Here is a 19,314-nt window from a genome sequence, read left to right on the forward strand (position 1 = left end):
GCGGCGGGCGCGGTTACGCCTTGACCGGTTTCGGAATCGCGATCCTCGCCGCCTTGACCTCGGCGATCAGCCGCGTCTTGCGTTTGTGTATTTCCACCAATGTGCACAGGTACGAGCTGAATTCTTCAGCCGTACCGGCCTTTTTGTGCGCCGTGCGCAGTTTGCGCAGTTGCCGGGCCGCCTCGCGGTAGGAGTTCGGATCTTTCCTCGTGATCAATTCTTCGACATGGTCCCGATACACGGGAATGGTTTCGGCGGGATGGGCGACGGAACGCGAATCCGCGAGTTCGACGCGCACCGGCAATGACGCCTCGAAACGCACCGCCGCCCGCCATGCCTCGTCGGCGCGATCCTCGCCGACAAGCGCGCGGACGAGTTCGTCGGCGGCCTCCGTGCTTTCGGCGGCGAGCTCGCGCAACCGGGCCAGCGCGGTCTTCCGTTGCGCGACCCAGCGTCCCGTTTCCAGCGACTCCTCGCGCAGGGCGAGGTAGGTCGCGGCCACGGGATCCTCGTCGAATTCCTTGCGCGACAAGGGAATCGGCTCCTCTTCCGGCGGCGGAGCCTCCTCCTTCTTGTCGTGCGTGAGCGCCCGCGCCGCGTGCGCGATGGCCTCGCTGTGCCGCCCCGCCGCGCGCAACACGCGTACGATCTTGAGGCTGACGTCGACCCGCGGCGGCTTGGCGGCGAGGATCGCGACGAGCGCGTCGACGTCGCCGGACACCTCCGCCAGCTCCTCGCGCAACCGTTCGGCCGTCTCGCGTTTCGCACCGGACGGCTGCTCGGCCAGCACACTGTCCACAGTGGACCTGATACGCGCGAGTCCCTTGTCTCCCAAAGCAGAGGCGAAGTCGGCCAGCTCGATGGCGGGCCAGCCGGGACCGTCGAACTCGACTTCGAGGATCCAGGCGGCCAGGCCCTCCGGATCCGGCGGGCGCGCGACGCAGGCCCGCGCGTACAGCTCGACGGCCCTGTCCAGCCTGTCCGCGACCTCGCCCGAAGTGTCGTCGATCTGCTCCAGCATCTCGCTGATGTCGTCCACGGTCCGGCGGGCGAGCGGGGCGAGATCGGCGCGGCTGCCGGCGTCGAGAAGTCGCTGCAACGTGTCGAGGACGGAGCCGACCTTCGCGGCGTACTCGACGTTGCCCGCCATCACCGCGGTGTCGAGTAGACGGTGTGCCTCGGCGAGATCACTCCCCTGGGTGGCGAAGCGGTTCTCCAGAGCCTGTCGTAACACAGGGTCACGCTCAGCATGGGCGTGAAGCAGCTCCGCCAGCGTTTCCGCGTCCAAAGTACGCAGGTAGGGGCGCAGATCCGTCGGGGAACTCACCCGGACAAGTCTGCCCGACCGGTTCGCCGACTCGTGTGGGCCAACAGCGTGCTCTTTTCGGCGTAATCGCTCACCAGGTGTGACCAGGCCGTCGGCGTCGCTTCGAGCCGCGAAGGGCAGCGGATGATCGGGATCGGGAGCCGGCAGGCGAGCTGCATGACGATCGCCATCACCACCCCCGCGAGCAGCGAGATCGCCGAGGCGGCGGCGAGGGCGCCACCCAGTACGCGGCGTCCGCCGTCGATCGCGAGCTGCGCCGAATGCTCGATCTGCCGCGCGGCGAGGTCGCCGAGGGTCCGGCCGACGACATCGGCCGAGGCGCGCCAGGCTTCCTGGCCGACGGGCGGCGGCGTGGCCGCGCTCAACGCGGATTCGACGGCACCGAACCGGCCCCAGTCCTCGCTCGCGACGAGATCGCGGTACGTCCGGCGGCTACTTTCCGTCAGCTTTCCGGCGATCGCGTCGAGCCTGGACCGGTAGGCACCGACGGCCGCGGCGTAGTCGCGCCTCCCCTCGTCGTCGATTCCGGCGACCGCGAGGGAATCGCTGCGGTCCAGTCCTTCGACGGCGGTGAGCAGTTCGACGGCGATCGTCTGCTGATAGCCGACCTCGGCGTCGGGGGCGGTCCGCGCGATCTCGCGCAGGGAGGAAAGCGAGGTGTCGATGCGATCGGCGTACGCGGTGTAGGTGGCGGAACGGGTGCCTGGCGCCTGCAACGCGACCACCCGCTCCCGCTGCAGCGAGGCGATCCCCCGGCTCGCCTCGGCCATGATGACCGCTCCGCTTTCGGCGTTGTCGCGGTCCTGAATGGCCTGCTGGACAAGGAATCCGCCGATGAACAACGCGACGAGCACCAAGGCGGCGCTCGGCACGAAGGCGATGGAGAGCATGCGAGACCGAAGGCTTCGCTGATACGTCAAGACTTTCCTTCCGGATCGGTCTCCCGACGCCGAGCGACGTTATGCAAGTTGCACTTTGCACGTCAACGCTCGTCCGCCATACGGCCGTTAGCGCACCGTGACGATCTGGTAGGCACGGCACGTGACTCTCGACGACCTCAACCAGCGCCTCCGCGACTTCGCCGCGGCACGCGCCTGGGAACCTTTCCACACGCCGAAGAACCTGGTCATGGCCCTGTCCGGCGAAGTCGGCGAGCTGACATCGCTGTTCCAGTGGCTCACCCCGGAGGAATCCGCGGAGTGGCGCGCCGACCCCGAACTGGCACACAACGTCGTCGATGAGATCGCCGACGTGACGTTGTACCTCCTCCAGCTGGCGAACAGCCTCGGGGTGGACCTGATCGAGGCGGCCAACGCCAAGATCGACCGGAACGAAATCCGCTTCCCGGCGCCCGGACAATCAGCCCGTTCGGGCGGTACCAGCAGGTCGGATGATCAGTGAAACTGGACGCGTGGACGGTGCGCCCAGGTCGACCTTCGCCTCCCGGCTAGGACGAGTCGCGCTCTCCGACTTCCGGAAGCTGGGAACGACCAGGAAGTTCGCCGCAGGTGATCAACTCTTCATGGAAGGCGACGCACCAGGCAATGTGTTCCTGGTCGAGTCAGGCTCGATCAGGGTTTACATGATCTCCCCGGCGGGAACCGAGCTCATTCTCGGCTTCCGCGGTGCCGGCGACCTGCTGTGCGAAACGAGCGCGCTGGAAGGTATCCCGCGTTCGACCTGCGGTACCGGACGCGTGGACGGGGAAGTGACCGAGATTTCCAGGTCGGCTTTCCGCTCCTTTATTCGCAGACACCCTGAAGCGATGGCCCATGTGTTCAGCGTCATACGCGACCGTCTGCGTGATTCCGATCAGGAGAGACTCTCCTACGCGTCCGAGAGCGTGGCCGCTCGAGTCAGCCGAAAGCTGGCCTCATGGGCCGACATGTACGGAAGCCCGCAGCCCGGCGGAAGAGTGGTCATTCGCGGATTCAGCCGTAAAGAACTCGCTCAAAGCGTCGCAGCGGCAGAAAAATCGGTGGATGAGGTCCTGGTCGCGCTGCGTGCCGCAGGCCTGATCTCGACGGGGCGGCTTCAGATCGTCATGAATGATCCGCACCGGCTTCTCAGCTGGCCGCTAGCACAGTCCTGATCCCTCGTCCCCCGGTTTTCCGGGAGAACAGTTCCCGTCCGCACCTAAAACTCTTCGTGCATACCGGCACAGAGAGGTGCGAACCATGCGACAGATGCCCAAGACCGGCGCCTTGTTCGGCTACGACGTGATCGGATCGTCGAGTGTGGACGACGACCTCCTGGAAGAGGTCAGGGGGAATGCCACAGGTTTCGTCCAAGAAGCGTTGGAACATGTCGGGATCGAGGAGCGAAGCAGGGCGAACTACTCGTCGACCGGCGACGGGGCACTGGCCGTTTATCCCGAAACAGATCTGCCCGCTTTGATCGATGCCGCGTACTTCCTGCAGGGCAAGCTTTATCTGCACAACCGGGCCCATCGTCCGGCGATCAGGCTCCGGCTGGCAGTGCACACAGCGCCGGTGCATATCACTGATGAAGACAATTTCCAACGGCCCACGATCGAACTCGCCCGGCTGCTGGACGCGGCCGAGTTCAAGCGGGTCGTTCGACGTATGCCGGATCAGAACCCGGTGACGGTCGCGCTCGTCGTGTCCGACCAGGCCTACCGGGACGCGGTGCGTGGCCGGCACACCCAGCGCCTGCTGCCGCATGACTTCGGCAAAGTGGAGGTGATCAACAAGGAATTCGCCGAGGACTGTTGGATCTGGGTTCCTGGTCTCGATGCCGAGCGGGTCCGCGAACTGTCCCTGCCCGAACCGTCGGCGCAGCCCGTCGAACAGCTGGCGTCCGCACCGCACGAGCAGCCCGCGCCTGGCGGGATAGTCGTCCAGGGCGGCCTGCAGGGCAACAACTTCCTCGGCGCGAACCACGGCAAGATCACCGCGACCTACCAGCAGCCTGGCGGACACCCGTGACCGAAGCGCTGGAGAACACCGAGGCCCCCGCCTCTGATGCGGAACCCGACTCCCCACCTGCCGTTACCGGCAACACGGTGGTGGAGAACTCGGGCACCGTGAACAACACGTTCAACAACTTCGGCCCGCAGGCGCAAGAAACAGACCGGACCGACGCACCGGAAGTCACTACCAGCCTGGTCGACGGACCGGTACCGGACGCCATGATCAAGGAGGCCATCAAGGCGTTCTGCCATCCAGGCGGATACCAGAACGCGCTTCGCGTCCTGCGCGAACGCAGGGTGCTCGTCCTCTGTGGGCGGTCGACCGGACGGACTCTCGCCGGTGTACGGATGCTCATCGATCTCAACCTCGATGCCTTACAGCAGCTCGACCCGCTTCGGCCGCTCAACGACCTCGCCACGCTGAGAAAGCCCACCGTGTCGACCGGCTATTTGTGGGACGACATAGTCACGAGGGACTGGGCCAACGGACTCACCTGGCGGGCGCTCTCCGGCGTCGAACGATCCCTCCGGGAAAGTGGCTCGTTCCTGGTCATCGCCTTCAACGCCGAGGACGTGCGGGACCCGAACGTAAAAGCCTACCTCGCCGAGATCGCCGCTCCGGACACCGCGGACGTGGCGAAGGCACATCTCAAAGCCAGAGGTGTACCGGACATCCAGCACGCGGGGCTTCTCGGCCAGGTCGAGCTGGACAGGGCACTTCCCGACTACAGCAGGCCGAGCCGCGGAGCCGAAGTCGCACGCCAGCTGCACGAAGCGGCTCAGGGGCTCTACGACATCGAAGAGGTCAAGGAGAACCTCTACCGACGGCAGGACGAAGATGTCAAATCCTGGTTCGAGAAGAACAAGGATCTACAGATACGAGCTCTGGCCATTTCCATCGCTTTTTTCGAAGATCTCCCGTACAACACCATCACGGCAGCCTCGAAGGAACTGGAGGATGTTCTCAAGAACCCGGAGAACAAGGAAATTTGGCCTTATCGTCCGCCAAACCTGTTCTGGGAAAGCAGAGGCGATCGGCTCCGGCGGGCGCAGGCGAAGCAGCGCCCCGCTGACGAGCTCACAGCTGTCGACCCGGAGCCGATCATCTTCTCCAGGCCAGATTGGGGTGAGCGACTGCTCTTGTACGTGTGGAAGGAGCATGAGAGGATTCGCCCGATCATCCAAAACTGGCTGGCTGTCGTGAGTCGTTCCATCCTGATTCCTGGCATAACAGGCCACGACCAGTCGTTGACCCGGTTCGGCACCCTGCTGGCGAAGGCCGCGGAAAGCCGGGTGATGGAATGGGTCATCGACTGGGCATATGACGAGTCGGAAAGCCTTCAGTCACTGGCAGCTATGACATTACGGGGGATGTCCGCGAACAGTTCCTATGTTCGATACATCAAGAACTTCCTCCACGCGTGGTGCAATCCGCGAACCCAGCTGAGCTGCCGGATGACCGCGGCCATCGCCCTCGGTGGTGAGTTCGGCCGTAGCCAACCCGAATTCGCCCTTCTTCGCCTTCGGCGGCTGACCAAGAACGCCACACCGGAGCTGGGACTCGAAATAGGAAAGACGATACGTTCGTTACTCGCCGAGCCCAGCAATCGCAGCCTGGTCTTGAGCACCCTTCCGGTCTGGATACTCGAAGGTGGCGCGACTTCCCGGCAGATCGCCCTGCGTTGCGCCTTGAATGCCCTGTCCCTCAACGGAGGGGGGACGATCTCGTTCGTCGAAGGCGACACAGCTGCGGTGAGAATTCTGATCACCGCTCTACTGGAGGATGGCAAGCTCCGGCGGAGGGCGATCGTCGGATTGAACCTGTGGGCGGCGGAGGCTGAATGGAAGGCCGAGTCGAACTCTCACGTATCCGGCTTGTTGCGGCTGCTGTTCACGAGCCCCGACGACATCCTGATCCGTCGGCTCAGCTTCTACCTGCGTAAGGCCTTCGCCGAAGAGCCACGTCAAACCGCACCGTTGAGAAACGCGCTCGCCCGATCACTCAAGGAGATGTCCGATGCCCGCTGACTCTGCCTACGAATCCGGGAGTTCGGTGCGCCGTCACACGCGGTTGTTTCGTACGGTGTTCCGCCACCAGCTGAAGAGAAGGCCGACCACGGTTCTTGTGGCCGAGTGCGACGATGGTATGTGGGCTTGCTCGAACCTCCACCTCGGCTCGACGACCGGGGTGGTAAAACTCACCGTCGGAATGGCGCGGGCAAAAACGATCAGGCGCCTATACGAAGTGGATACATCTCGCACCACTATGCGGTTCACCAGTGTCTTCGAAACCGAGAAGGAGGGCGCCATCGTCGATGGCGACATCACTGTGGCCTGGCATGTCAGCGACCCGGTCGGGCTTATCAAGCAACCGAAATTCGATCATCTCGACGCGATCCGCAATGCGGCCGAAGACCGCCTCAGGCCGATGATCCGCAAGGCTGGACTCGACGAGATCGAAGGCATCGCGGACAAGGCCGACACCGCACTCGCCCCCATGATCCCGCTTCGTGAAGGCCCGATTTCCTGGGGAGATGCCAGCACTCTGTTCCGACTCACCGGGGAAGGCGCTTTGCATCGGCACTCGCTCGAGGAGATCCGGCGGGCGCGGATCGTCGACCGCGAACAGCGGGCGATGGATCGGGAACGGATCAACTTCTACACGGAGGTCATCGACTCGGGCCAGGTCAGCCTGCTCGCCATGCTCTTGAGCAACGACAAGGAAAAGGTACAGGAGGTGTTGAACTACATCCACCGCCACGACATCCCCATCGGCCGCATCCTGGTCGACCCGAAGGATCCGTTCCGCAACGCGGTCGGACGGCTGATGAGCGAAGCCGACGACTTCGACCTGCACGAGATGCGGGTGGCGTGGCTGAACAGCCTCACCTCACCCGACAGAGGAAGCTCACTGAACCTGCTGCGGGAGTCTCTCGAGGAGACCTTGGCCGAAAGCCCTAACGGTTCCAAACGGACATAGACGCCTTTCGGAGCTTGTGGGGCGTTCGATCCACGGAAAGACTGGGCCGACGTCCCTGGAGGTGGCCCTTGTCGCGTTCGGCTCGCACCGTGGTCCTTGCCCTGATGCTGTCCCTGAGCGCGGTCGCCGCGCCGTCGTACGCGGCGCCACCGCCGACGTCGCCGCACCGGGATCCCGGCAACGGGCCGGAACGCAACGACGTCGCCGCGACCGACCCGCCGATGAGCGCCGCGCGGGCCGCGGCGGGCGAGAACGTCGCGGGCGACCGTTCCGGTTATCCGCGCAAGACCAAGCTGCGCGTGTTCCCGGAGAACACGGCCGACAAGTCGATCAAGCTCGGGCTCGCGCCGTATCACGCGATCGCGCCGAAGCTGAACGCGTTGCAGGCGCGCAGCGATCGGATCTCGGTCGAGATCGCCGGGCAGTCCGGCCTCGGCCGCGACCTCTACCTGGTGACGCTCACCGCGCCGGAGCGTCCGGGCGAGACGCGGCGGCAGGACGCGTGGCGCTCGCTGATCGAGAACGACCCGGCCCGCGCCGCGCGCGACCCGTTCCTGCGTCACGGTTACAAGGCGCCGGTGTGGATCAACAACAACATCCACGGCAACGAATGGGAAGGCACCGACGGCGCGCTCCGCGTCATCGAGAAGCTGGCGACGTCGAACGATCCCAAGACCGTCGAACTGCTGAAGCGGAACCGCTTCTACTTCAACGTCACGGCCAATCCGGACGGTCGCGTCGCCGGCACGCGGCAGACGTCGCAGGGCTTCGACCCCAACCGCGACTTCGTCACCGCGTCGCAGCCCGAGGTGCGGGCCATGCGCGGGATCGCCATCGGCAAACAGCCGCTGATGATGCTGGACGAACACGGCTACGTCGAGAACACGCTCATCGAACCGACGACCCCGCCGCACGGCCAGAACTACGACTTCGACCTCTACATCAAGCACGGCTACACCAACGGCCTCGGCATGGAGAAGGCGGTCAAGGCACTCGGACGGCCAGAGACGGCGAAACCCGAGATCCCGTTCCGCGACTACGAACCCGGCAGCTGGGACGGCTGGGCGCCGATCTACACCGCCCAGTACGCGATGTACCACGGCGCGGTGTCCTTCACGATCGAGGTCCCGATGCGGGTCAACAACGCGGATTACGAGGCGCAGCCGGTGCCGGAACTGCGGCGGCGCGCGGTGATCAACACCGAGGTCGTCGAGGCCACCATCGGCAGCACGCTGGACTACGTCGACCGCAATCGCGGTGAGCTGATCGCGAACCAGATCGAGATGTTCCGCCGCGGCGAGGCGGGCGAAGCGCAACGCGAGATCCCCGACGGGTTCGTGCCCGGTTTCGGGCAGGAAGACCGCTACCGCGCGGAGTTCCCGCGCGCGTACGTCATCCCCAACGGTGCGGACCAGCGTTCGGGCGTCGCCGCTTCCCGTCTCGTCGACCATCTGGTGGCCAACGACATCCGCGTACGGCAGGCGGATCGCCCGTTCTCGCTGGCCGGACGCCGGTATCCGGCCGGTTCGTACCTGGTCGACATGCACCAGCCGAAACGCGGTCTGGCGAACGTGATGCTGGAGCAGGGCAGCGACATCTCGGCGAAGGTGCCGGTCATGTACGACATCTCCGGCTGGAGCCATCGCCTGCTGTGGGGTGCGTCGGTCGACATCGTGAAGCAGGGCAGGCTCGACGTCCGGGCGCACGACGTCGTCGCGGCGTCGCCGACCGGCGGCATCGACGCCGCGCCCGGCCGTGACCTCGCGCTGAAGCTCGTCGACGGCAAGGACGTCAGCGCCGTCAACGACCTGCTGAACCGGGGCCTCGCCCTCGGCCGCGCCGACGACGGCACGATCGTCGTCCCCGCGTCGGCGCGCCCGGCCGCCGCCGAGGTGGCGGACCGCTACGGCGTCCGGTTCACCGAAGCACGCGGGACGGCGACGCCGTTGACCCGCAAGACGATCGCGGCCGCCGTCGGAGCGGACGAGCTGAAAGCACTGCGCGACATGGGCTTCGACGTGCGGCCGGTGTCGGCGTCGGTGCTCAACGCCGGCTTCGACTGGTCCAAGGTGGACCTGCTGTTCGTCTCTTCGGGACTGCGGTACACCGACCTCAACCCGGCCGCGAAAGACGCCTTACGCGCCTTCCTCTCCCGCGGCGGCGTGGTCACCCGCGGCGCGACGGGCGCCCGTTTCAACACCGACGTGGGACTTCTCGAAGCGCGTCCAGTGGCGGGCTGGGAAGACGGGAACGGCGTCGTCTCGGTCGTCAACGGGACCGGCCCGGTCGGCGGCGGCGCGCTGCCGGACTCGTTCGTCTACGGACCGTTCTGGTTCACCGATCTCGGCTCCTCGGTCAGTGTCGAGCAGCGCTACGCGAGCGGGAATCCGCTGGTCGCGGGGCATTGGCGGACAAAGGACGACGGGACGGGCGGGCCGCTGCAGGCGGCGGGACAGGCCGCGGTCGTGTCCGGGACCTCGGGGCTCGGCGGGCGGGCGGTGCTGTTCGGCACCGAGCCGCTGTTCCGCGATCACCCGAAGGGCTTGTACTCGCAGGTGGCCAAGGCGATTTACTGGGCCGCCGCGAAGTAACGTGGGGCCCTCTCGAACTCGAGCAAACGACGGCCTCACTGCTCGGCGCCGAGCTACACCGGGCACGTCAGGACGAGAACGTATGGTCTGGACTTCGACCTGTTCTTCGAAGCCGTCGTGCTCGCGGTGTCGAACGCTGAGCCGCGCCAGGAGCATTGGCTACCGCTGCAGGGGATGGGTGCGATCGCCCCGCCGGGATTCGAGTCGTTCGTACGCGCGAGCGTGAGCAGGTTGCGGAAGGCCTTGCGCTCGGAGATCTTGCCCGAATGGCCTCGACTGGCCGCGAAGATCAAGGCGTCCGGCGACGTCTGGGAGCTCCACGACGTCTACGGAACGCGCCTCGGCGTACTCGCGGCCTTCTGCTACCCGGGTGACACGGCTCCTACGGTCTACCTGTTCGAGATCGACACGTCGTGGATCCCTCGCCTCAGTGGTGGTGGCGTCTACGACTCCGTCGATCAGGCGGCCGACGCATGGCGGAACCGTTTCGGCGGAACGGCGGCGCCCGAGCCGATCACGGATCCAGGCCGTCTGGAAGGTCTCGTCAACCGCTCGCTGGATCTCCTCGGCGACGAATCGCGCACCGCCCTCGACAATTGGTACCGCGCCGAGCGGCGATACCTGGCCCTCGACACCGCGCTGAAGAACCGCGGCCTGCGGTTGCCGCCGAGCCGCTCCTACTACACCGGCATCGACCCGACGGTGATGGCCGTGCCCGTCAAAGCCTGGCACCTCGAGACCTTCGGCAACGAGCCAGACGATCTGGTGGTCGAAGAACTGGCCGCCGAATGGATGGAGGGGGCATCCCCGCCACGTGGTTCGCCGTGTCGCCGGGCCGGCTCGGCCATATCCGCGCACTGATCGGCGACTGGTCGGACGACCCCGTCCGCCCCGCCGCGCAAGCGTTGCTGTCGACGTGGGCGCGCTGGCTGGGCGAGCGGGCCGGGCTGCCGTCGGCGCTAGTGGAAGAGATGGTCGCGCAGGCGATGAGACAACGAAGCTAGGAGCGGTTGGCGACGGGCTTTCGAGCGCGAGGATCTTTCCCCTCCTCCGCGACCAACCAGCCGCTGAGCAAAAAGGCAAGGCCGACCGCCGCACCGAGAATTCCCGCCACCAACGGCGAGCCGCCGAACATGGCCATCACTACGACGAACATCACAACCAGACCCAAGGCCATCATGAGACGGCCCAACACGAGAACGCCTGTCGATCGCCCTTCTAGCGGCGCCTGCCGACCAGAACGAGGTGAGAGTATGGGATTCGGCTGAGGGGGCATCACTGCCGGTCGGCTCTTTCCGCTCGGTGAAACTGCCGGTGGCAGGACCGCGATCGCAGGCGGAGGTGTTTCCACGGCTTCCGCGAAGCCGAGCGCGACCGAGCCGGCCACGAGATCGAGTACCTCCGCACCCAGCTCGGTCGCGCGCTTCAACCGAGGCTCGTCAGACGGAATCGTTGCGTCGTGAACGAGGTGGGTCACTGATGCCGTCAGCTTCTTCGCGAGCCTCATGTTCCCGTCGAGGACCCTCGCCCTCATCTCATCGGCCTGGGCGCTGGCGCCGAGGACAAGAACCCGGACGGCGTCGTTGCCGTCTTTGGCCGGCCGCATGCCGACGAGAATCTCCTCGACTTGCAACGCCTTCGCGACCTGCGACAGTTCACCCATCTCGGCATCGGTGACCACGCCATCGCTTTCCGCGACGGCTCGCAAAGCGGAAACGAAGTTCGTGTGGATAGAGCGAACGACCTCGTCGGACAGTCCGGCTTCCGTCGCCAAAGCCGCCAACGACCAGGTTTCGTCGGGTGAAATATGCCGATCACCGACCACCGCGGCGAGCAGGTCGAGATAGGCCTGGTCGACCGCGTCGGCCAGCTCAGGGTCAGTCGGTACCCGTTCGACCGCCTCAGCCATCCACCCCCCGCTCGAAGCTGGAATCAGTCCCCGGGCAAGCGGGGAGCCTCCGGCCGCGTAACGCGGCATCGCAGGAATCCGAGGCGGCGTGACGAAGGCAAGGCCGTGCGCTCCGATCAGAAGGCCGGCTACGCGTGCCGCTACTCGCGCGGACGAGAGCGCGGATCGCGCCACAAGACCATCGATCCCGAAAGCATGCGCGACGGTGCCAAGGCGGTAATTCGGCAACCTGATCACCGCCCGCACGGAATCTTTCGTGCTGACTCCAGAAAGCGTGGGCAATTGAACGCCCACCCTGGCCAGCTCCGCGGAAAAGAACTCTCGGACAAGGGGCAGGTCGTGGGCCACAAGGACGCTACCCCGGCACAAATCCAGAACCGGTCCCAGTATCGCTCCGAATGCGGGAGCCTTGTCCAACTCCTCACGAGCGATGCCGTGCGCCCATTCCCATCCGGGCGAGGTCCCCTGACCAGGATTGACAACGGTGCTGAGCTCGGCCAAGACCTGGCCGTCGGCCCGAAAGCGCACAGCGGCGACCTCGATCACGCGGCCTGGCCGCAGACCTGTGGTCTTCACTTCCACAGCAGTGAACTCGGCCAACCGAGCAGGGAACCGCCCCTGCGAGTGCAGCTGGATCAGCTCGATCAAACCCGACATACAGGCCACACCTTTTCATCCAAGTCACGAGATCCATGACATCGGCGGCAGAAGACTTTTCGTCACACCGGTTTCACGGAAATCTTCTTTCGTGACGTGATTGTGACGCGCACTCGCGACCGAATGGGTGATTATGGACAGTTGCGCACTCATCGCGTAACACCGATCGCAGGACGCACGAAGTCAGGATCGGTACATCGTGGCGCGGAAGAGGAATACCTGAATGCACCCCACTCCCCAACCTGCGCAACCGCGGAAAAGACGGTTGCCGAAGTGGCTCAAGATCACCCTCGCCGTTTTCGGCGTCTTGTTCGTACTCGGGGCGATATTCGGCGAGGGGCCCGCCCCGACGAGCAGGAACACGATCGCCCAGCCAACGACCACGACTCCGACCACGACGCCGGCACCGACCACCAGCACGGTGCCCATGACCTACGTCGTGACCGCCGTTTCCGACGCCGCCTCCCTCGAGATCGCAGCGAGCGATGGCACCAAGAGGTCCGTACGCGTCTTCGGAGTCACCAGCCCGAGGACCGGAATCGGTTGTCATGCCGCTGAAACGCTGACGTGGGCCACGGCCACACTGGTCAGCAAGGCCGTCCGGATCACCGCCGAAACCGCGCAAGGAGTGTCGCTCGCCCTGGTGGTCGACGGCGTCGACTACGCGACTGCCGCGATCCAAGGGGGATACGTCAAGTACGCGGCCGAGGCGGCTTCCTCCGCGCTGCAGGAAGCACAAACCGCGGCTCGTCACGCGAGCAAAGGACTCTGGGGAGCCCCCTGCCTCGGCACGATCGACGCTCCCGCACCTCCCGCTCCCACACCCCCGGCGCAACCGGCCCCCAAGGAAACACCCAAGCCGGAACCTGAACCTGAACCGGCTCCGGAACCGGAACCGAACAAGAACGTCTACTACAAGAACTGCGCCGCAGCCAAGGCTGCTGGCGCCGCTCCGATCCACATAGGCGAACCGGGCTACCGGCCCGCTCTCGACGGCGACAAGGACGGCACCGCCTGCGACAAGTGACCCGAGGGGCTGCGCGGCTCGCGCAGCCCCTCGTTTCTACGCCTTTACAGGCGGGACGTTCTCTTCCAGGTCGTTCAACAACGCGTGAACGGGCGCCCAGCACAACATGACACTGTCCTGATCGAACCGCGGTCGTTCCGACAGTTCTTTACGAGGGTGGACGAAGTTTCGGAAATCTCGCACAGTGTCCGTGAACTTCTTCGCATCGAGCTGAATCCAGTCCTTGGCATGCGCTGTCTCGATCAGCAGCTGCAAAGAAACACGATCGGCCTTCATGCGACCGCGTTGTTGCACCCCCGAACGCTGCGTGAGATCGGGAAAACCGTTCGTCCGCAAATCAGTGTCCCGCTCCGTCAGCAACGCGTGCAGGAGACCTTCCACCAAGCTCCCGATGCCGATGATGGCCATCGTGTACGCACCACCGGATTCGCAGATCCGGGTCTCCTCCAACCGTCTCATGAGCATATCGACGGTACGCGAATCTGCGATGAGCGCTTCGATGCGGCGACGGAAGTCCGGCGGTTCCGAATAGATCGGCTGGTCACCGTTCTTCCCCAGTTCCCCGAGCACCGGGCGACCGGCGGCGAGCGCGACCACCAGGCCTTCCGCCTCGAGAATCGCGTTGACCTCGGTACGAAACACTTCGGAAGTGGCGGATCCGTCGTCGTACTCGATGGGATCGCAGACGCGGCAGATCAGCCGAGTGATCGCCGCTTGATCGTCCTGCCGATCCGTCAGCTGCTCGACGAACCAGGGAACCCTCGGCGAGCCATCATATTCCGGCGGGTCACCCCATCCTGCCTGCTTGAACAGCACCGCCAGCTCATAGCCCTTCCGCTCGTATGCGCCACCATGGTCGACGACGACCTTGGCGAGCCGGTCAACGGTCCGCGTATCCAGCGGGAACATTCAGTTCTCCTCCTTGTCGGCAAGGTGCTGCGCGATCTCGATGGCCTTGGTCAACCTCTCCACGATCACTGACCCACGCTTCCGGAAACCCAATTCGGCCATGGCTTCTTGAAGTCGGTCATCCCGATCGAGAAGAAGCCGGTCGGTCATCAGCCACCGGCAGAGCCCGATGAGCTGCCGCTCGGAATACTCGGTGATCTTCAAACCGGCGGGGATCGGTGGCCGCGGCCCACGTGGGGACACGATCGCGGCAGGTTCAGGCTCGATGACAGGTGGGCGGCCCGGCTCCGGTTCGACGCGTTCGTGCGCTCGACGCCAAGCGGCGACGATCTTGTCGGTCTCCTTGGCCGGGTCGGAGAACCAGGCAGAAGACCACAAGCGGTGAAAGGTCCAGCCCAGCCGTTCGAGATGTGATTGCCTTAGCCGGTCACGATCCCGAGCGCTCTGAGACGAGTGATACTGGTGGCCGTCGGCCTCCACCGCGAGAATCATCCTGCCGGGATCCTCGCTATGGGCCAGCGCGAAGTCGATGCGGTAGCCGGAGAAACCCCACTGCGGTTGGACCATGATTCCTCGATCCCGCAGCGCGTCGTGGATCGCCCGCTCGAACCCGTTGAGCGTGGCGGCTGTCGGCCGCCCGACCTGGTCGACGTCGCCGAAGCGCTGCGCGAACTCCAGGTACCGGCGCAGCAACTCGGTGCCGGTGATGTCCTGCCTGGGTTCCAGGGCATCGGCGCTGAAGGACGAGACGACGATCATCCGCCGCTTCGCCCTGGTGACCGCGACGTTCAGCCTGCGGTCACTCCCCTGGTGATTGAACGGGCCGAAGCTGGTGCGCGATACCCGCCCATTCGCACCCTTGGCCACACCGATGCTGAAGATGATGACATCCCGTTCGTCACCCTGAACGCTCTCCAGGTTCTTCACGAAGAACCTGCGGCCGAGTTCGATCTCGTCGGAGAAGAACTCGTCAAGCTCCGGATGTTCCTTCCGCGCCTCCAACAGCCGTCGCTGAATCCGTGCCTGATGTTTGCTTCCCAGGGTGATCACGCCCAGGCTCTCATCGGGGTGCTCGCGGAAATGTGCCAGTACTAGTTCGACGACCCGCTCGACCTCCGCTGGTGACGAGCCGCTCTGGCCTGGTGAAACCACTCCGTCGACCAGCTCCAGCGACACGGGGCTCGCTTTCGCGGACCCCGGGAAGGTGACCAGGCCTTCCCGGTAGATCTCCCGGTTCGAGAACGAGATCAGCCGTTCGTCCTCGCTCCGGTAGTGCCAGCTCAACATCTGACTGGCCGGGATGACCGGCCGAAGCGCGGTCAAGATGGACTCGTAGTCGCTGAGATTGCCGTCGAGATCGTCGTCTTCCTCGTCTTCGACCGAGATGGCACGATCGAAGAAGTCCGATGGTGGCAGCTGCTTCTCGTCCCCGGCGACGACCAGGCGATCTCCGCGCATGATCGACGTGATCGCGTCCGGCGGCCGGATCTGACTGGCCTCGTCGAAAATGACGAGGTCGAACAGCCGTTTGGCCGGCAGCATCCGGCTCACCACCAACGGCGACATCGCCCAGCACGGCCGGAGCGCCAGCATCACGTCGGCGGCCTGTTCGACCAGTTTCCTGGTCGGCATGTGCCTGGTCTTGAGACTGGCTTGACGTTTCAGGATGCGAGCCTGTTCGGGATAGTCGTCCTTGGCCGCACGCACATTCCGCGCGACCTGACGGCGCACCCGCCGTGCCGAGGTTTCTCGATGTTTGACGTCGGCATCCTGGAACTCCGCGTTGACCCGGCTCTGCCGATCGGCGACGAATCGCGCGAGTTCGGGAACGCTGAGTTTGAACTCGTCGTCGAGTGACGTAAGCCAGCTTCGCTGGAACGCCTGCCAGGCCTCCTCGGAACCGAGGTCCCGGTCGGCGATCTGCTTGAGAAAATCCTGCAAGCCCAAGCTCTCGAAACGGCGGAGCGCGGCATTGAGCCCGGGCATCTTGAACAACATGTCACGGTCGTCGCGAAGCGCATCCAGGTTCTGTTCGATCACTTCCGCCGGCCCCGACTCGAGGTCCGGACGTTGCGCCGACAACGCGACAGAGGCCAACTGACGCCGCAGATCCGCGTAGTCGCGCATCACCTCCTGCAGCCCCACCACCGAAGACGGCTGAGTGTGCGCGCCACCGAGCTCGTGCCACCGATGGCGTTGCCGGAGCACCTCGCTCAAGGCGGCGTGCAGCGCGGGCTTCTTGGTCAACCCGTGCTTGGACATTCCCCGAAGCCGCTTCACGAGGTCTCGCCGCTGCTTCCATGGCAACTGCTGGGGATAACGCGCCCGTGCGGCCCGGTTTCCGGTCGCGTAGTGGAACTGGTCGAGGTGGACACCGAAGATGTCCTGTCCGAAGGCGTCGACGCTCCGTTCCACCGCGTCGAGGAGGGCCAGCACGTCCTGCCAGCCGACGATGTCCTGCGGCTTCCGTAACCCGGTCTGCGAGAGCAGCCGCTGCATGTTGTCCTGTCCGCGTTTCAACGTCTTGTCGGCGAGCTGGTCGAGCTCGGCCAACACGCGCCTGGCGTCCTGCTCGTTCCGCACGGGCGCCTTCGCCCATGGCGTGGAGTTCCGCAGGATCCTCAGTCCGCCCTCTTCCACGAAGCTCTTGAGGTCGTTGCCGAAATGACGGACCGTCTCGCCGGTCAGCGCATGCAACTGCGCGGCACGAAACGCGATCGGGATCTTCGGCGCGGCGGCGAGATCAAGGAGTCGCTCCCGGACTTGGTAGGCGCTGAGTCCCCAAGGATCCCGGCGCCGATGGAGTTCGTGCGAGTGGCGGATCAGCCGCTCCCGCGCGTGAACGAGCTTCTCGTGCAGCTCTTCCACCTCGACAGGCGGTTCTTTGGCGACTTGATCGAGGCTCTCGGCGAGTTGCTGAGCGATCCGGCGTTTGCTGATCTTGTCCTGGTGGAGGTCGAATATCAGGCCATCGAGCTCGACTTCGTCGAGGCGATTCAGCACGGCTTCGATCGCTGCGCGTTTTTCGGCGACGAACAGCACCCGCTTTCCGGCGGCCGCGGCCCCGGCGATGATGTTGGCGATGGTCTGGCTCTTCCCTGTGCCGGGCGGCCCTTCGACGAAGAGGTGCTGACCGCTCAACGCCGTCATGATGGCCCGGTGTTGCGAAGAGTCGGCGTCCTGAACCAGGAATTCGGCGTCTGGTCTCACCTGATCGACCAGCGGCAGATTCGCGGCGGAGGCGTCCTCGTCAAGGGCTGCCTTGGCGGGTTGATAGCCGGCGAGCGCCGCGACGAGGTCGTGTTCCACCAGCAGGTCCATCGCGTTCGCGAGATCCTCAACCATCGGCAGTTTCGCGTAGTTGAAGGCTCCGAGAACCGTCGCGTTCTCCAGGGTCAGGTCGACTTTTTGAGCGGCCGTGACGGCGGCCAGTTCGGCATGCACCCGTTCGACTTGATCACCGTGCGCGATCGCCGGATCGAGGTGTGCTTCCAGCCGCTCGATCAGCGTCGCGCGATCGAAGTCGATCCCGTAGTGGTGATTCAGGGCGTGCAACAACACTGGATTGATCTCGGCTTCGTCAGTGATTTCCAGCGTGTAGTCGGTCTCGGAAGCCGTCCTGGCCTTGAGTGTGACAGGTCGGAGCAACAGCGGCGCTCGGAGCGGCTTTACGGGGCTCGTGCCGCGATGCTGGTCCACCTTGGTGTGCACGAGGCCGAAGGCGATCCGGCCAACGTCGATCCCTTGCTCTTCGTCGAACAGCTGGATCCGCTTGGCCAGATCACGCGCTCTGGTCCGGGCGTCACGGTGAGCGGTCTCGCCGGGGAACAGCTGACGCAGCCGGGTCTTGTTTCCCTTCGCCAGTTCGACGAGCGCGGCCGGCTCGGCGGTAGTCAGGTCCAGGCTGCCCACTTTGGCGTTCTTGAAGTACAGCATCGTGTTACGGGGCCCGAAGTCGATCAGGCTATCTCGCCATGCGGCCGCCTTCTCCGCGACGACGGCGTGACGCCGCGGATCCACCTGTGCGGTCATACCGCTTTCCCCTCGCAGAACGGTTGCGGACCTGGACGGGCGTACCGTCAGGGCCCGCCGTTCTGCGGCGAGCCCTACAGGATGCCACAGCCTCCGGCGACGCGGTAGCACGCGGCGCCGAGGATGCCGCTCCGAAAGACGATCACTCCCCTCCTTGGCCTAAGGGTCGTTCACCCGTGCGGAGACGTCACACTCTCGAACGAAGATCACTCAGATGGAGCCAGGCGACCACAGGGTGTGTGCAGGTCCAGCGGGTTCCGACGGCAATGTCACCAGTAACGTGGGGGTATGCCGATCCAGGTGCTGCTCATCGACGACCACGAGGTGGTGAGGCGCGGTCTGCGTGACCTCCTCACCGACGAGCCCGACATCGAGGTCGTCGCCGAAGCGAGCGGCGTCGACGAGGCCCTCGCCGTGGCGATGCACGTCGAGCCGGACGTCGCGGTGGTCGACGTGCGGCTCGGCGACGGTGACGGCATCGCGCTCTGCCGGGAGCTGCGCTCGAAGCCGAACCCGCCGCAGTGCCTGATGCTGACCGCGTTCGACGACGAGGAGGCCATGGTCGGCGCGATCATGGCGGGCGCCGCCGGGTACCTGCTGAAACAGGTCCGCGGTCAGGACGTCGTCAACGCGGTCCGCGAGGTCGCGGCGGGCCGGTCGCTGCTCGATCCGCTGTCGACGGCGCGGGTGCTCGACAAGCTGCGTCATCCGCCCGAGGACGAACTCGGTTCCCTCACCGAACGCGAGCGCGAGGTGCTGGACCTGATCGGGCAGGGCATGTCGAACCGCGAGATCGCGGAGCGCCTGTTCCTCGCCGAGAAGACGGTGAAGAACTACGTGACCTCGGTCCTCGCGAAGTTGGGCATGCAGCGCCGCACGCAGGCCGCGGCGTGGATCGCGCGCCGGGACAGGTAGTGCGCGAAAAAGGTACCCCCCCCCCCGTCGTTTTG

General features: G+C 65.3%; 15 protein-coding genes. 9 read left to right on the top strand and 6 right to left on the bottom strand.

Annotated elements, in window-relative coordinates; translation table 11 throughout:
* Window positions 1-13 precede the first annotated feature (13 nt).
* Window positions 14-1,327 carry a hypothetical protein gene (locus tag ACLJO0_RS00210; RefSeq protein WP_410576057.1) on the bottom strand — a complete coding sequence of 438 codons (1,314 nt, stop codon included), beginning with the start codon at window positions 1,325-1,327 and terminating at the stop codon, window positions 14-16.
* Window positions 1,324-2,217 (bottom strand): nitrate- and nitrite sensing domain-containing protein, encoded by an 894-nt coding sequence (locus ACLJO0_RS00215; RefSeq protein ID WP_410576058.1) that lies wholly within the window; start codon window positions 2,215-2,217, stop codon window positions 1,324-1,326. The genes ACLJO0_RS00210 and ACLJO0_RS00215 overlap by 4 nt, the downstream gene beginning before the upstream one ends.
* A gap of 151 nt (window positions 2,218-2,368) precedes the next feature.
* Between ACLJO0_RS00215 and ACLJO0_RS00220 the strand changes: the two genes are divergently transcribed.
* From ACLJO0_RS00220 to ACLJO0_RS00250, 7 genes are all read left to right on the top strand, one after another.
* Window positions 2,369-2,728 (top strand): nucleotide pyrophosphohydrolase, encoded by a 360-nt coding sequence (locus tag ACLJO0_RS00220; RefSeq protein WP_410576059.1) that lies wholly within the window; start codon window positions 2,369-2,371, stop codon window positions 2,726-2,728.
* The gene (locus ACLJO0_RS00225) at window positions 2,718-3,419 is read left to right on the top strand and encodes a Crp/Fnr family transcriptional regulator (RefSeq protein ID WP_410576060.1); all 702 of its coding nucleotides are present in this window, start codon (window positions 2,718-2,720) and stop codon (window positions 3,417-3,419) included. The genes ACLJO0_RS00220 and ACLJO0_RS00225 overlap by 11 nt, the downstream gene beginning before the upstream one ends.
* 85 nt (window positions 3,420-3,504) lie before the next feature.
* On the top strand, window positions 3,505-4,275 hold the full coding sequence (locus tag ACLJO0_RS00230) for a hypothetical protein (protein WP_410576061.1): 771 nt from the start codon (window positions 3,505-3,507) through the stop codon (window positions 4,273-4,275).
* Window positions 4,272-6,287, top strand: coding sequence for a hypothetical protein (locus tag ACLJO0_RS00235; RefSeq protein WP_410576062.1), 2,016 nt, complete (start codon window positions 4,272-4,274; stop codon window positions 6,285-6,287). The genes ACLJO0_RS00230 and ACLJO0_RS00235 overlap by 4 nt, the downstream gene beginning before the upstream one ends.
* Window positions 6,277-7,239, top strand: coding sequence for a hypothetical protein (locus ACLJO0_RS00240; RefSeq protein ID WP_410576063.1), 963 nt, complete (start codon window positions 6,277-6,279; stop codon window positions 7,237-7,239). The genes ACLJO0_RS00235 and ACLJO0_RS00240 overlap by 11 nt, the downstream gene beginning before the upstream one ends.
* 68 nt (window positions 7,240-7,307) lie before the next feature.
* The gene (locus tag ACLJO0_RS00245) at window positions 7,308-9,830 is read left to right on the top strand and encodes a M14 family zinc carboxypeptidase (RefSeq protein WP_410576064.1); all 2,523 of its coding nucleotides are present in this window, start codon (window positions 7,308-7,310) and stop codon (window positions 9,828-9,830) included.
* Window positions 9,831-9,956: 126 nt separating this feature from the next.
* Window positions 9,957-10,691, top strand: coding sequence for a hypothetical protein (locus tag ACLJO0_RS00250; protein WP_410576065.1), 735 nt, complete (start codon window positions 9,957-9,959; stop codon window positions 10,689-10,691).
* 139 nt (window positions 10,692-10,830) lie between these two features.
* On the opposite strand, the gene ACLJO0_RS00255 is transcribed toward ACLJO0_RS00250, so the two are convergent.
* Window positions 10,831-12,396, bottom strand: coding sequence for a PolC-type DNA polymerase III (locus ACLJO0_RS00255; RefSeq protein ID WP_410576066.1), 1,566 nt, complete (start codon window positions 12,394-12,396; stop codon window positions 10,831-10,833).
* 183 nt (window positions 12,397-12,579) lie between these two features.
* The gene (locus ACLJO0_RS00260) at window positions 12,580-12,825 is read right to left on the bottom strand and encodes a hypothetical protein (protein WP_410576067.1); all 246 of its coding nucleotides are present in this window, start codon (window positions 12,823-12,825) and stop codon (window positions 12,580-12,582) included.
* Here ACLJO0_RS00260 and ACLJO0_RS00265 point away from each other — a divergent pair.
* On the top strand, window positions 12,824-13,423 hold the full coding sequence (locus ACLJO0_RS00265; protein ID WP_410576068.1) for a thermonuclease family protein: 600 nt from the start codon (window positions 12,824-12,826) through the stop codon (window positions 13,421-13,423). The two genes, ACLJO0_RS00260 and ACLJO0_RS00265, sit on opposite strands and share 2 nt — an antisense overlap.
* Before the next feature lie 36 nt (window positions 13,424-13,459).
* On the opposite strand, the gene ACLJO0_RS00270 is transcribed toward ACLJO0_RS00265, so the two are convergent.
* Together ACLJO0_RS00270 and ACLJO0_RS00275 are read right to left on the bottom strand one after the other, a co-directional pair.
* Window positions 13,460-14,332, bottom strand: a complete 873-nt coding sequence (locus tag ACLJO0_RS00270; protein WP_410576069.1) for a hypothetical protein — start codon at window positions 14,330-14,332, stop codon at window positions 13,460-13,462.
* A complete protein-coding gene (locus ACLJO0_RS00275) occupies window positions 14,333-18,364 on the bottom strand; it encodes an AAA domain-containing protein (RefSeq protein ID WP_410576070.1) in 4,032 nt (1,343 codons plus the stop codon).
* 288 nt (window positions 18,365-18,652) lie between these two features.
* On the opposite strand from ACLJO0_RS00275, the gene ACLJO0_RS00280 reads away from it, so the two are divergent.
* Window positions 18,653-19,279, top strand: coding sequence for a response regulator (locus tag ACLJO0_RS00280; RefSeq protein ID WP_016330621.1), 627 nt, complete (start codon window positions 18,653-18,655; stop codon window positions 19,277-19,279).
* Window positions 19,280-19,314: the final 35 nt, after the last annotated feature.

Origin of the sequence: Amycolatopsis sp. lyj-108, from assembly GCF_046549005.1 — a bacterium.
Taxonomy (GTDB): domain Bacteria; phylum Actinomycetota; class Actinomycetes; order Mycobacteriales; family Pseudonocardiaceae; genus Amycolatopsis.